The organism is Hutsoniella sourekii ATCC 700629 (assembly GCF_000518205.1).
Lineage (GTDB): Bacteria > Bacillota > Bacilli > Lactobacillales > Aerococcaceae > Hutsoniella > Hutsoniella sourekii.
The window spans coordinates 17856-32100 of the sequence record NZ_JADD01000016.1 but is presented as its reverse complement, the minus strand read 5'-3'; the positions used below and the strand labels follow the sequence as shown (position 1 = coordinate 32100).

11 protein-coding genes are annotated in these 14245 nt (G+C 44.3%); 8 read left to right on the top strand and 3 right to left on the bottom strand.

Features of this window, described 5'->3' with window-relative positions:
• The first annotated feature begins 73 nt into the window (after positions 1–73).
• From T408_RS0104670 to dnaJ, 8 genes are all read left to right on the top strand, one after another.
• On the top strand, positions 74–373 hold the full coding sequence (locus T408_RS0104670; RefSeq protein ID WP_157060760.1) for a DUF6110 family protein: 300 nt from the start codon (positions 74–76) through the stop codon (positions 371–373).
• Positions 357–2432 (top strand): heavy metal translocating P-type ATPase, encoded by a 2076-nt coding sequence (locus T408_RS0104665; RefSeq protein ID WP_035420131.1) that lies wholly within the window; start codon positions 357–359, stop codon positions 2430–2432. Before T408_RS0104670 ends, T408_RS0104665 begins: the two co-directional genes overlap by 17 nt.
• 143 nt (positions 2433–2575) lie before the next feature.
• Complete coding sequence (truB, locus tag T408_RS0104660) at positions 2576–3499, top strand: tRNA pseudouridine(55) synthase TruB (RefSeq protein WP_028118919.1); 924 nt, start codon at positions 2576–2578, stop codon at positions 3497–3499.
• Positions 3500–3513: 14 nt separating this feature from the next.
• Positions 3514–4458 carry a riboflavin biosynthesis protein RibF gene (gene ribF, locus T408_RS0104655; RefSeq protein ID WP_028118918.1) on the top strand — a complete coding sequence of 315 codons (945 nt, stop codon included), beginning with the start codon at positions 3514–3516 and terminating at the stop codon, positions 4456–4458.
• 154 nt (positions 4459–4612) lie between these two features.
• Positions 4613–5635, top strand: a complete 1023-nt coding sequence (gene hrcA / locus T408_RS0104650; RefSeq protein WP_028118917.1) for a heat-inducible transcriptional repressor HrcA — start codon at positions 4613–4615, stop codon at positions 5633–5635.
• 15 nt (positions 5636–5650) lie between these two features.
• Positions 5651–6220 (top strand): nucleotide exchange factor GrpE, encoded by a 570-nt coding sequence (grpE, locus tag T408_RS0104645; RefSeq protein WP_028118916.1) that lies wholly within the window; start codon positions 5651–5653, stop codon positions 6218–6220.
• A gap of 50 nt (positions 6221–6270) precedes the next feature.
• Positions 6271–8100: a molecular chaperone DnaK gene (dnaK, locus tag T408_RS0104640; protein ID WP_028118915.1), complete on the top strand. Its 1830-nt coding sequence runs from the start codon at positions 6271–6273 to the stop codon at positions 8098–8100.
• A gap of 86 nt (positions 8101–8186) precedes the next feature.
• Positions 8187–9347, top strand: coding sequence for a molecular chaperone DnaJ (dnaJ, locus tag T408_RS0104635; protein ID WP_028118914.1), 1161 nt, complete (start codon positions 8187–8189; stop codon positions 9345–9347).
• 383 nt (positions 9348–9730) lie between these two features.
• Here the strand turns inward: dnaJ and T408_RS0104630 are convergent, their stop codons facing one another.
• From T408_RS0104630 to T408_RS0104620, 3 genes are all read right to left on the bottom strand, one after another.
• Entirely contained in the window at positions 9731–10717 is a 987-nt protein-coding gene (locus T408_RS0104630; protein WP_028118913.1) for a nuclease-related domain-containing protein, read from the bottom strand.
• A gap of 454 nt (positions 10718–11171) precedes the next feature.
• Positions 11172–12161, bottom strand: coding sequence for a YhdH/YhfP family quinone oxidoreductase (locus T408_RS0104625; RefSeq protein WP_028118912.1), 990 nt, complete (start codon positions 12159–12161; stop codon positions 11172–11174).
• A gap of 466 nt (positions 12162–12627) precedes the next feature.
• A complete protein-coding gene (locus tag T408_RS0104620; protein ID WP_028118911.1) occupies positions 12628–14136 on the bottom strand; it encodes a DUF1846 domain-containing protein in 1509 nt (502 codons plus the stop codon).
• Between the last annotated feature and the right edge of the window lie 109 nt (positions 14137–14245).

Below are 14245 nucleotides of genomic sequence, written 5' to 3'. Positions count from 1 at the left end.
ATTAAAATTTTTATGGTAATTTTTCCCTAAAGGAGTATAATTAGCATTAAATATTTTTAGAGAGGTGATCCTAGTGATTGATTTAAAACATGTGTTAAAGGGTAGTAAAAGTTTGGGCTTGTTTGCTGGTGGCGCCTTGACGGCCAGTGTGGCTAGTAAGCTCTTAGCTAGTAAGGATGCTAAGAAGTTGTATGCCAACGTCATTGCCAAAGGTCTACACGTGGCCGATGAGGTCAATGCCACGGTCTCAAACATTAAACAAGGGGCTGAAGATGTCTATGAAGATGCCAAGGACATCTACGCTGAGGAGAAATTAGCCAATGCCCTCGATCAATTAGAAAGTGTTAAAGCCGACGATGACGCTCAAGAATAGGCTTGCTAACTTTCAAGTGCTAGCCTCCAACCGGGGGCGGTTGCGCTTGGAAGTTCCTTTTATTTGTACGCCATCGGTTCAAGCCTATTTGAACCGCTTAAGTATGGATTACCCTGGTATAATTCGTCTGCAATTCTACTTAAATGAATCTCGCTTAACAATTCATTATCAGCTAGGCTCCAGACCAGAGGTTCTTGAATTCCTCCAAGCCATCAACTTGGCTGACCTAGAACGGCTATATTCAGACAAGAAAGAATTTCTGATGACTAATCCTGGTAAGATTGTGACCCAGCAAATGCTTAAGCGGACCGTATACTTGACCTTAGTTCCTAAACCCATTCGATTCTACTGGACCTTGTATAAGGCCGGACTATATGGGCTTGAAGCCCTTAAAGCTTTAAGGGCTGGTCAGGTCAATATGGAGGTCTTGGATTTTGCGGCTGTTGCTGCTGCCATCGGCTTAGGAGATGACCATTCAGCCGGGACAATTATGTTTATCTTGGAATTAGGCGAGCAAATTGATGCTTGGACCCTGGATAAGTCGATTCGTGATCTAACGGAATCCTTGGGGCAAGAGCAAGTCCTCTTATGGATTGAAGATAAAGAAGGCGAGCGCCGGCAAATTGCCAGCGACTTGATTCAAGTGGGAGACCTTGTGGTTGTTCAGGAAGGGCAAGAGATTTACTTTGATGGTCGGGTCATTAAGGGTCAAGGAGCCAGCCAAGAAAGTAACTTGACGGGAGAACCCTTCCCAGTAGCTAAGACCATAGGCGACCAAGTCTATTCCAATACCAGTCTTGAAGCAGGAGAATTGGTGGTTGAAGTGACCAATGCCACCTTTAATGCCCGTTTGAAGGACTTGGTCGCTTCAATCCACGAATCCAGTCAGAGCCAATCGGCCAACCAATACCGCCTCAGTCACCGGGCAGATAGCTTGGTCAAATACAACTTCTTAGGCATGGCCTTGACTTGGTTATTGACTAGGAATTTAACTAAGGCTTTGTCCTTTTTGCTGGTCGACTTCTCCTGTGCCATTAAGTTATCCACTTCAGTGACTTACTTGACGGCTATCCGCAAGGCAATGGATGAGGGTGTGGTTGTGAAGGGGTCGCGCTTTATTGACCTCTATCCTGAAGTCGACTGCTTTATCTTTGATAAGACGGGTACCTTGACGGAATCTAAGTTGGTAATCAATCAAGTTGTTCCTTTTGGTGACCATTCATATGAAGAAGTCTTGATGATAGGCGCTTGTCTGGAGGAACATCTCTACCATCCAATTGCCCAGGCCGTCGTGGCCAAGGCAGCCGATGAAGGGATCACCCATGAAGAGATGCATGGTCCCCTGGTTCATATTGCTTCCAGAGGGGTTAAATCTTCGATCGAAGAAGATGAGGTCTTGATTGGGAGTGAACACTTTATCAAGGAGGAAGGCATCGTTCTCACAGCAGAACAAAAAGACTTTATCGACCAATACCGGCAACAGTTTAACTTGCTCTATCTTGCCCGGGCAGGGGAGTTGATTGCTATCTTCTGTATTGATACGCCATTAAGAGATAATGCTTTAGAAGTGCTTAATGGACTCAAGCAAGCGGGCAAGGAGATTGTCTTATTAACTGGAGACGTACCTGAGCGAACCTTGGAACTGCAAGCCTTAATCGACTTTGACCAAATCAAGACCCAGGTGACGCCTCAGGATAAGTTGGACTTTATTGAAGCTCAGCAAAGGGCAGGTAAAAAGGTCTTGATGATTGGCGACGGCTTGAATGATTCAGCTGCCATTGCTCAAGCAGATTTGGGCGTGGTGATGGCTGATTCATCAGACTTGGCTCGTCAGGCCAGTGACATTATCTTCTTGAGTGATAATCTAGCCTCTCTCTTTGATCTGGGAGCAGTCCACCAAAGCCTACAAGATCAACTGGATCATAACTTGAAGATGGCGGTGGGAATCAATTCCAGTCTCATTGCCTTGGGTCTGCTGGGCTTGATGCCATCATCCGCCTTGGCAACCTTCCATAACTTATCAACGGTCTTGATTGTCGCGGATAGTTTTAAATTTTAGGAATCCATCCATGAAGCCATCAGCAAGTAGCTGGCGGCTTCATGGATTTTTTTGCTGGGTAAATACTAGTGCTAGTCTTTCTTTATAATGGTCGTTAGCGCTTGCTTTTGCTATAATAGTTCTAGTTACAAGGAGGGATGAGCGTGGATGGTATTCTAGCTATTTGGAAAGAGACGGGCATGACCAGCCATGATGTGGTCTTCAAGGCACGTAAGATTCTAGGGACCAAGAAGATTGGTCATACCGGCACCTTGGATCCAGGTGTAGAAGGAGTCTTAGTGCTCTGTGTGGGCCAGGCGACCAAGTTAGTTGAATTCTTACAAGATGGACGTAAGGTCTATCAAGGAGAAGTTACCTTGGGCTGGTCAACTAGTACGGAAGACAGTGAAGGGGAAATCATTGAGCGCCAGTGCTTGGATCAACCGATCTCTGAAGAAGCGATTGATCAGGCCATGACCGCCTTCTTGGGACCTATCACCCAAGTTCCTCCTTATTATTCAGCCGTCAAGGTAAAGGGCAAGCGACTCTATGAATATGCTAGAGCGGGGATCGAAGTAGAACGACCCAAAAGACAAGTTGAAATCTATGACTTCAAGCGAATTGGTCCAGTGAGCTTTGATCCGGAGAGAGGATCGGAAAGTTTCCCCTTTGAGGTGACTTGTTCCAAGGGCACTTACGTTAGGACCTTGGCGGTTGATCTGGGAGCTCAATTAGGTCTGCCAGCTCATATGTCCCGGTTGGAACGCTTAGAAACGGCAGGATTTGGCAAAGCGGATTCAGTCCGCTTGGACCAACTTCAAACCCTGGTGGATCAAGGGCAATTAGACCAAGTCTTGCAGCCCATGGAAGCCAGTCTCAGTGAATTCACGACCTATTCAGTGGACCCAGACCTCTATCAAGCCGTCAAGTTCGGTAAAGTCTTACCTATTGATGCCTTCGGGGACTGCTTCACGGAAGGAGAGGTCGACTTGTTGGCCTTGGTTTATCAAGGGAATTTCATCGGCCTCTACCAACCTCATCCCAGCAAGCCCGGTTATGTCAAGCCGCGTAAGATGTTTATTCCTTAATGAAAGGTGAGTTTATGGAATTAATTAAATTAAGTCATCCTTATAATAAGGAAGAAATTATTCAAGAAGACATTGTCTTGGCCCTAGGTTTTTTTGATGGGGTTCACTTGGGCCACCAAAAAGTCCTAGAGGAGGCGCTTGAGATCGGTCGGAATAGACACTTGCCGGTAGCGGTGATGACCTTTAACCAGCATCCTAAGATTATCTATTCCAATATCCAAGCCGCTTCAGTTCAATACTTGTCGCCAATTGAGCGTAAGTTGGAACTTTTTGAAGATTTGGGGCTGGACTATACCTATCTAATTGATTATAGTGTGGCCTTTGGCACGCAAAAGCCTAAAGAATTTGTTGACAATTATATAGTGGGCTTGAATGCCCAGGTGGTCGTGGCAGGATTTGACTATACCTATGGGCCACGAGAAGAGGCCAATATGCAGACCCTTCCTGAAGATGCAGCGGGACGCTTTGAAGTGGTGGAAGTTAGTGAGTATACCCTTCAAAACCATAAGGTCGGCTCTTCAACTATTAAAGACCTCTTAAGACAGGGGCAATTAGAGGAGGCCAACCGAGAATTAGGTTATATTTATGAGACCTGGGGCCGGGTGATTCACGGCGAGAAGCGGGGCCGGCAAATAGGTTATCCCACCGCTAATGTCCAAACCTATGGCCAACAAGTGCTTCCGGGTATCGGTGTCTATGTGGTGGAATTCTACGTACAGGGCCAGTGGTACCAAGGCATGGCATCAATTGGCTACAATATTACCTTCGCTGGCGAGCGTGACTTGAGCTGTGAGGTTTATATCCTAGACTTTGACCAGATAATCTATGATCAAGCAGTCAAGGTTCGTTGGCACAAGTACTTGCGAGGTGAGGTTAAGTTTGATGATGTTCAAGGCTTAATTGATCAACTCGACCAGGACCTTGTGGATACGCGGGCTTTTTTCGCTGAAAAGAAATAATAATCGATTGAATTAGCACTCTTTTGAAAGAGTGCTAATTTTTTGTCAAAAAATGGCCATTACCCCTTGACATTCTCTGACCAAGGATGTATTATATATATAGAGTTAGCACTCAGACTTTATAAGTGCTAATTCAAATAACAGAGGTGAGAGAATGCTAACACCTAGACAAACCGAGGTACTGGCATTGATCATTCAACTCTATAGTCGTTATCATGAACCGATTGGTTCTAAGACTTTGTTGAATGAATCCTATCTAGAGGTCTCTCCGGCAACGATTCGTAATGATATGGCAACCTTGGAGAAGGTGGGTCTTCTATCGAAGGCTCATACATCCAGTGGCCGTATTCCTTCAACTAGTGGCTACCGTCATTACGTAGCGGGCTTGATTGAAGGCCAAGATAGCGAAGCGACCAGGGAGGGATCTGAAGAGGACCAGGCCTTTAACGAAATTTTTAGTATCAATCAAGGAGATGCTTACCAACAAGCTCAGATGGCAGCGGATTTGTTAGTGGATTCATCTCACTATACAGCCTTTGTCTTTGCCCAAGGGCAGGACAGCCATTCGGTTGAGAAGTTTAAGTTTGTCTCCTTAGATAATCACCGTGTAATTGGAATTATCCTTACCGATAAGGGTAAGGTAGATAATTACATTTTCCAAATGCCTAGTGATTTATCCGGTCAAGCCTTGGCGGACTTAGCAGACTTATTGAACTCTGAATTAAAGGGTTTGATTTTAGAGGATGCTTACCAACGCTTAAGGTTTTCCATTCCACTTTTAACCCAACGAGTGATTGGTTACCAGTATGATTTTTCGGCTTTGTTAGAGAAGTCGATTCATCAACTCAAAAACCATGCATACTGGGTTACCGGTAAGAATAACTTGTTTGACCTGATGGACCAAGAAGTTCGCAGTCAAGATTTACGTTATATCTTTGAGTTAGTGGATGGCAGTAAGCTCTTATTTGACCGGTTGGAATCCCTTGAGGCTGGTATTGATATTATCTTCGGACTCGATATCGGCCCTAGCATACAATCGGATTTATCGATTGTTACGGGAACCTATATCAAGGACTACCGAAAGGTGACGATCGGTCTAATTGGGCCATCCACCATGCGATACACGCGGGTGATTCCACTCATGCAAGCAATGACCAAACAATTAGCAAATACATAGAAGGAGGGGTGTCCATTGGCTGAAGAAAAGAATAATCCAGAAGTTGAAGAGGTAGAATCAATTGATACAGATCAACAAGCAGCGGATACTCAAGCAGAAGCAGATGCCCAGGAGACCGTTGAAGAAGCAGTTAGCGAATTAGACCAACTTCAAGCAGATAAAGAAGCCCTTGAAGATCAAGTCTTAAGACTTCAAGCTGAGATTGCCAATATTCAACGCACCAATGCTCGCAACAGTCAATTAGCAGAACGTTACCGTTCTCAACGATTAGCGACCAGTTTATTGGATGTGGTTGATAACTTGGAACGGGCCTTGGATACAGAGATTGAATCTGAAGACGGTAAGGCGCTCAAAAAGGGTGTGGAAATGGTCTTAAACCAATTCCAAAATGCCTTCCAATCTGAAAAGATTGAAGTCGTTGATCCAGTCGGCCAAGCCTTTGATCCTAACTACCATCAAGCAGTGAGCGTAATTCCTGCTGAAGAAGACCAAGACCACAATGTGGTGGCTCAAGTCCTCCAAAAAGGTTACATCCTCGATGAAAGAGTCTTGAGACCGGCCATGGTTGTCGTCACTGAAAAATAAAAGAATTTATTTAATGAACAACGAATCTATATAAAGGAGAACGATAAATTATGAGTAAAATTATAGGTATTGACTTAGGTACAACTAACTCTGCCGTTTCTGTTCTAGAAGGTGGAGAAGCTAAAATTATTCCTAACCCAGAAGGTAACCGTACAACTCCATCTGTTGTCGCCTTCAAAAATGATGAAATCCAAGTCGGTGAAGTAGCTAAGCGTCAAGCTGTTACTAACCCTGATACAATCTCATCAATCAAACGTTACATGGGGACAGACCATAAGGTAGAAATGGGTGGCAAGTCTTATACCCCACAAGAAATTTCTGCCATGATCTTACAACACTTGAAGAGCTATGCTGAAGATTACCTTGGAGACAAAGTAACTAAAGCAGTTATCACTGTTCCTGCTTACTTCAATGACTCTCAACGTCAAGCAACAACTGATGCTGGTAAGATCGCTGGTCTTGAAGTTGAACGGATTGTTAACGAACCAACGGCTGCTGCCTTAGCTTATGGCTTGAACAATGAAGACAGCGACGAAAAGATCCTAGTCTTTGACTTAGGGGGCGGTACCTTCGACGTATCCATCCTTGAATTAGGAGATGGCGTCTTCGATGTACTAGCAACAGCTGGTGACAATGAATTAGGTGGGGACGACTTCGACAAGAAGATTATCGACTACTTGGTTCAAGACTTCAAGAGCAAGAATGGTATCGACTTATCTAGCGATAAGATGGCTATGCAACGTCTAAAAGATGCTGCTGAAAATGCTAAAAAAGAATTATCATCAACAACAACCACTCAAATTAGCTTACCGTTCATTACTGCATCTGCTGATGGCCCACTTCACCTAGAAACAAGCCTAACACGTGCTAAATTTGATGAATTAACACATGAATTAGTTGAACGGACTAAGACACCAGTTCGTCAAGCCTTATCTGATGCTGGCCTTTCAGCTTCTGAAATTGACGAAGTGATCTTAGTTGGTGGATCTACTCGTATCCCTGCTGTTGTTGAAGCTGTTCGCAAAGAAACAGGCAAGGAACCTAACAAATCAGTCAACCCAGACGAAGTAGTAGCTATGGGTGCTGCTATCCAAGGGGGCGTTATCTCCGGTGACGTTAAGGATATTGTCCTACTAGATGTCACTCCATTATCACTAGGTATTGAAACAATGGGTGGTATCTTCACTAAGCTAATTGACCGTAACACAACTATCCCAACTTCTAAGTCTCAAGTTTTCTCAACAGCCGCTGATAACCAACCAGCTGTAGATGTTCATGTCCTTCAAGGGGAACGTGAAATGGCTGCTGATAACAAGACACTTGGACGTTTCCAATTAACCGATATTCCTGCAGCCCCTCGTGGTGTGCCTCAAATCGAAGTAACCTTTGATATTGATAAGAACGGTATCGTAAACGTATCCGCTAAGGACTTAGGAACCAATAAGGAACAATCCATTACCATTAAGTCTTCTTCTGGTCTATCTGATGAAGAAATCGACCGCATGGTTAAGGATGCAGAAGCCAACGCTGAATCTGATAAGAAACGTCGTGAAGAAGCTGACTTACGTAACGAAGTTGACCAATTAATCTTTACTACCGATAAGACTTTAGGTGAATTAGAAGGCAAGGTTGACGAAGCAGAAGTTAAGAAGGCAGAAGAAGCCCGCGACGAATTGAAGGCAGCCGTTGAAGAAAACGACCTAGAAAAAATGAAAGAAAAACGTGACGCCTTGAATTCAATCGTTCAAGAGCTAACCGTTAAATTATATGAACAAGCAGCGGCTGAGCAACAAGCTAGCCAAGAAGCCGGCGAAGCTCAAGCAGACTCTGGTGATGACACAGTAGTAGACGCTGACTTTGAAGAAGTAGACGACAAATAATTAGTTCTTTCAGATCGAATTGAAGCCAAGGGAACTAACCCTTGGCTTTTATAAGATTAAGGAGAAAGAATTAAAGGAGGTTAAATATGGCTGAAAAACGCGATTATTATGAAGTCCTCGGCGTCTCACGGGATGCTTCGGAAGCTGAGATTAAGAAGGCCTACCGGAAATTATCCAAGAAATACCATCCCGATATTAACAAGGAACCCGATGCAGAAGATAAGTTCAAGGAAGTAGCAGAAGCCTACGAAGTCCTCTCCGACTCACAAAAGAGAGCCGCTTACGACCAATACGGTCATGCAGCCAATGATCCCAACTTTGGCGCTGGTGGTTTTGGCGGTGGCTTTGGTGGCTTCGGTGGCGGCTTTGAATCAGGTGGCTTTGGTGGATTTGAAGATATCTTTGAATCCTTCTTTACCGGGGGTGGCGGCGGTCGCCGCAATCCGAATGCTCCGAGAAAGGGTGCCGATCTCCAGTACCAAGTAACCTTGACTTTTGAGGAGGCAATCTTTGGTAAGGAGACGACTTTATCTTACCAACGTGAAGAAGAATGTCACACTTGTCATGGATCAGGGGCCAAACCGGGTACTGAACCAGTCACCTGTTCTAAGTGTCACGGCCGTGGTGTTGTTCAAGTGGAACAAAATACCCCATTTGGTCGGGTTATGACCCAGGCAACTTGTGACCAATGTCAAGGAACCGGTAAGGAAATTAAGGACAAGTGTCAAACTTGTCATGGTTCAGGGATTGAATCTAGCAAGCACACGGTTAAGGTTACTGTTCCAGCTGGTGTTGAGACCGGACAACAAATTCGCTTGAGCGGTCAAGGAGAAGCAGGTAAGAATGGTGGCCCTTATGGGGACTTGTATGTGGTCTTCAAGGTTAAAGACAGTGACAAGTTCACCCGTGAAGGAACAGAGATCTACTATGACTTACCAATCAGCTTCGTTCAAGCAGCCCTAGGGGATGAACTGCAAGTACCGACCGTCCACGGCGATGTTAAGTTCAAGATACCAGCCGGTACTCAAACAGGTACCAGCTTCCGCTTAAGAGGCAAGGGTGCTCCGTCCCTTCGTGGGGGTTCTAATGGGGACCAACACGTTAAGGTCAGAGTAGTGACACCGAAGAAATTAACGGAACGTGAAGAAGAACTTTACAAGGAATTGGCCAAGGAATCTGGTCAATCGGTCAAGGGAAATTCTAAGGGATTCTTCGACAAGGTTCGAGATGTCTTTGATGGCGATTAATATGATTTTTTAGCTGGAGTTAGCTTTAGTAGTCGACTCTGCTGCGGATCTTGCTTTATATTTTAAAAACCCGACAAAATGCTGGTTGACGGCGTTTTGTCGGGTGTTTTTTTGTCGGATAAGTAAATGGCTGTCTCGGAAGATGGCCTTGAATACCGGGTAGGGTAAGGGTGTCTATTGTCAATGTGATGTATAAAATAGTTTGGTATTCCATAGCCTGAGTCAATGTGATGTATAAAATAATTTTGTATTACATAGCCTGAATCTATGTGATGTATAAAATAGTTTGGTATTACATAGCGTCCCAGTGCTTATACTGAATCTATAGAATTAGACAGCATGGAAACAAAATCACTCATTATCAGCTGGTTTTTAAACAGACGTTACCAGTATTTTTCTAAGATAGCCAGATCTGCTGGTGAGAAATTTCGGGCTGGGTCTTGATCGGGTAGAAAGGTATAGTAACGATGGCGAAAGCGACTATGAGCTTGGTAGTGAGTATTGAGGTGAGCACGGATGAATTGACGACTAATGGTTGAGCCAACGATTACTTGAAGTTGAGGGCAAGTGAGAATTTTAGGATCATCATGGCAAAGCAATGCCAAGTCTGAGCATGCTAGGTCCAAAAGCTTACCCTTGTGGTGGCGCGTGCCACACTCACCACATTCAGTATAAATTTTGCCCACCTTTGGAAGATACTGTCTACACTTTGAACAGAACAATCCGAGTCTGCTGGTTGAGTGAGACAAGTTGGATACAGGATCAGGTAAATAGTTGGTTGGATCACGATAAAGATCAAGCCCACTTAATAAATATCGATAATCTTCGGTCTGGATCCTGCCATGATGTCGGGTCTTTAGCTGATAGATCCAGTTAGGAATCCAAGCTCGAGCGATGACTTGCAGGTTCTCATGAGGGTGGTCCAGCTCACCGATTTGGCAGTAATTATTCACAAAAATTAAGACCGGCTCGACTCGAAAATGTCCCAAATTCAACTCTTTCAGCAATTGATGGAACTTATGGCTTCGTCGCGCTAAGCCGCTGATAATATCTTCACTCATCGATTTCCCTCGAAGCTGACAAGTCTTACCAGCAACATAGTCAAAGCGCCCAAGGTAATTCTTTACCTCAAGGAGATAAATCACGTCGTCAAACACCAACAAGAAGTCCACTTGAAATTTTCCCTGAAAATCCAAGGCTAAATCATGGACTAACTGATAATGTTTCAAGCCAAATTCTTGCAACAAGCCGGCCATAGTCAATTCTCCAATAAACCCTCGCTTGGTCTTCTGGTAGTCTGCAACTTCCCATTCGCTTATTAAGCGCCGGCGCGCCTTGGCCTCCCAAACCTGCAAAGCTATATTTTTCATAAGGCAGCTCCTTTCCTCTCTACTATATAAATACACATAATTTTGCCAAATCCATTAAAATAATTGGGATTATTTATATTTTGTGCATAGTTAATAAATTGAGGAAGAATGACAGCAGGTTTTCATAGGATAAAGATTGGCTATGTTATATGAAAATTATCTATACATGATATAGAACTAGTCTACGTGATATAAACTAAATTTATACACCACATAGACCGTACCTACGTTATGTGAAAACCATTGATATATCCCATAGAGCTCGCCAATGTAATATCAAAATTATCTATACATCACATAGACGCCAATCGTCTACAGGATCCATAAGTTGGGGCCAGCTCTTCATTATTATAGGAGCTAGGTCTGTTAAGTCTGATATATAAAATCATCCACAAAAAAATCCATGCAACCGTCTTTTGGATCGGTCACATGGATTATTTAACTGGATTAAAATTTACTTCATCTTAACAATGGTTCGTCCCAAGTGCTTGCCGTCTTTTAGTGCTTGGACGGTCTCTGGAATCTCCTCAAAGCTGATTTCATGGTAATTTAAGTCAGCGATGACCTGCCATTCTTGACCGAGGCGACGCCAGATTTCTTCTCGTTTCTTCCATGAACCACCTAGGCTGTTAATACCTAAGATCTTAACCCCTCTTAGAATGAGAGGAAGGACTGTGGTTGGAAAGTCATTGCCGCCAGCGTTTCCGCACATGGACATGGATCCTTCCATATAGATCTGACACAGTGCACTGGCAGCTGTCTCACCGCCGACAGTATCGACGACATGGTGGAATCTCTGTGAGCCCAGGGGTTTAACTGGACCCAATTCATCAGGCGTGATAATAGCAGTCGCTCCAACTTGGCGGACGATCTCTTCTTGATAGTCCTTACGGATCAAGGCGGTCAAGTTGGAATAACCAATCTTCTTCAATATAGCCAAGGCCACTGAACCAACGCCGCCAGATGCCCCAGTCACTAGGATCTCTGGGTCTTCATCAGGGCTCATACCTGCTTGCTCTAATTCATAGATGGACTGGGCGGCTGTGTAGCCAGCTGTCCCGATAATCATTGCATCCTTCATGGATAGACCTTCCGGTAACTTAATCATCCACTCACTTGGTACTCGGACATACTCACTGAAGCCTCCCGTATGGTCTACTCCCATATTGCATCCATTAATGACCACTTCGTCTCCCGCTTGGAAGTTGCCACTGGTATCTTCAACGACCACACCACTCACATCAATTCCTGGAATCATCGGGTAAGTGCGGATCACTCCGCCATTCTTCTGGAAGCCTAACATATCCTTGTAATTCAAGGATGAATAATGAACTTCCACGAGGGTAGTTCCTTTATCTAATTGGTCCACTGTCAAATCTTCATAAGCATAGTCAACGTCTTTATTTTCCGTTTCACGGACAACAATCGCCTTAAATTTTGTCATCTCGCTCCCTCCTAACTGACATAAATATATCAAAAGCGATTAATGATAGCTATGAAAACGCTTAACCAATTTTATTTTATTTCTTATTCAACTAATAGAAGTAAGGGGAATGCAAGAATGAGATTATTTATCCTAAATCGAATAAAAATTGTTAAAATCTGGATTTATAATCCATTTTCTGTCAAAAAGTTCACACTGAGTTAAAAAAAGAGTGTATAATAATTGGGTAGCTAGATGGAGCGAGTGTCTAGCTACGATAATGAGTTAACTTGAGGGAAGGGGATGATTCTCCTACCAAAATTATCCCCCCACCTAACATCCCTTGAGTTAACGAGTTCTTACCTACTGAGGCGACCGAAATTTCGGTCGTCTCTTTATTTTGTAAACAAAAATCGACCACCTCTCAGCTAATAGGCTAAAAGACGGTCGATGAATCGGGATTTCCCTTTGAGGAGAGCGGGGATGGTTAATTTTCAGAAAACTTATTGGATTGATAGGCAGGGTCGCTAGTAATGTCGATGCCAAGGCGCTTGAGGGTCTGTTCATTTTCTCTGGTTAGAATATAAGTGGCATGCGCTTGGCAGGCTTCCAGGTGAACAAGCTGCTCATAGGCGAAGGCCGCTGTAGGATTGGTTACTGCTGAAATTGATAGGGCAATTAGAATTTCCTTGGCAGTTAAGATAGGATGGCGGCTGTGTAGGGCAGTGGACTTCAATTCCTGAATGGTCTGTAGCACAGAAGGTGCCAATAGGTCCATATCCGGATTAATGTCAGCCAGGGACTTCAAGCTATTAATAATAACCGCTGCTGAAGCATCCATCAGTGGGCTGGAGTGGCCGGTAATAATGGTGCCTGATTGAAGTTCCAAGGCGATCGCTCCAATTACTTCATTACTATCATAGCGTTGGCGTAGTTCATCCTCATAGTCACGAGCGGGTTGAACGACCCGGCGGTCGGTATCTTGGAGATTACTTTCTTCCATTATAATCTGCATCCGGCGACGCACTTCTGGACTTTGTGTGCCCTTGAAGGTGTCGTTTTCGATGTCGAAGTAGCGGCGAATGATTTCTTGCAGGGCTGCTTCTTGAACCACTTGGTCATCGGTAATACCAGCTGCAATACAGTTGACGCCCATGTCTGTCGGGGATTGGTAGACAGAATCTTGGCCAGTGATATTCTCAATGATCCGACGAACCACAGGGAAGATATTGATATCCCGGTTATAATTAACGGCGACTTGACCATAAGCTTCATAATGGTAATTGTCAATCATGTTGACATCATTCAGGTCGACAGTGGCAGCTTCATAAGCAATGTTAACCGGATGCTTGAGGGCAAGGTTCCAGACCGGGAAGGTCTCAAACTTAGCGTAGGAGGCGTTAATGCCCCGTTGGTGTTCGTGGTACATCTGGTTGAGGCAAGTTGCTAGCTTACCACTGCCAGCGCCCGGGGCAGAGACGACAACGACCGGCTTCGTGGTCGGGATAAAGGGATTCTTAGCAAATCCTTCTTCACCAAAAAGGGCCTCCATATCGGTTGGGTATCCGGCAATGGATCGGTGGGCGTAGACCTTGATTCCCCGGTTCTCTAAGTTTGTCATAAAGGCCTTGGCATTGGGCTCATCATTATAACGGGTCAAGAGGACACTATTAACAGGAATATCATAAGCTTGATATTCTTCAATCAAGCGTAAGACATCTTCATTGTAGGTGATCCCATAGTCCCGGCGGATGCGGTTGTTTTCAATGTCACCAGCGTAAATACAGATAATGATCTCGACCTGGTCCTTGATGGTTGCTAATAGCTTCATCTTAGCATCTTCATCAAAGCCAGGCAGGACACGTTTGGCGTGTTTGTCGCCGATTAATTTGCCACCAAATTCCAGATATAATTTATCCTTATCCTGGACTCGGTTTAGGATTTGTTCGGATTGTTTCTTTAAATAAGCGGGGGTTGAAAAGCCAATCTTTCTCATATTCAAAGCCTCCTTGAATCTCTCAAAATTCCAACACCCATTACTTTAACACTTTGCTAGTGACTTGTAAATTAGATTTGGTGAGCTAGGTTGAATCCGCTGAGAGAAT

What these genes read in the sequence shown, in the direction of transcription:
- T408_RS0104630 (WP_028118913.1), bottom strand. Translation starts at nt 10,717, where the DNA reads ATGAAAAATATAGCTTTGCAGGTTTGGGAGGCCAAGGCGCGCCGGCGC.
- T408_RS0104665 (WP_035420131.1), top strand. Translation starts at nt 357, where the DNA reads ATGACGCTCAAGAATAGGCTTGCTAACTTTCAAGTGCTAGCCTCCAAC.
- ribF (WP_028118918.1), top strand. Translation starts at nt 3,514, where the DNA reads ATGGAATTAATTAAATTAAGTCATCCTTATAATAAGGAAGAAATTATT.
- dnaJ (WP_028118914.1), top strand. Translation starts at nt 8,187, where the DNA reads ATGGCTGAAAAACGCGATTATTATGAAGTCCTCGGCGTCTCACGGGAT.
- T408_RS0104620 (WP_028118911.1), bottom strand. Translation starts at nt 14,136, where the DNA reads ATGAGAAAGATTGGCTTTTCAACCCCCGCTTATTTAAAGAAACAATCC.
- dnaK (WP_028118915.1), top strand. Translation starts at nt 6,271, where the DNA reads ATGAGTAAAATTATAGGTATTGACTTAGGTACAACTAACTCTGCCGTT.
- hrcA (WP_028118917.1), top strand. Translation starts at nt 4,613, where the DNA reads ATGCTAACACCTAGACAAACCGAGGTACTGGCATTGATCATTCAACTC.
- T408_RS0104625 (WP_028118912.1), bottom strand. Translation starts at nt 12,161, where the DNA reads ATGACAAAATTTAAGGCGATTGTTGTCCGTGAAACGGAAAATAAAGAC.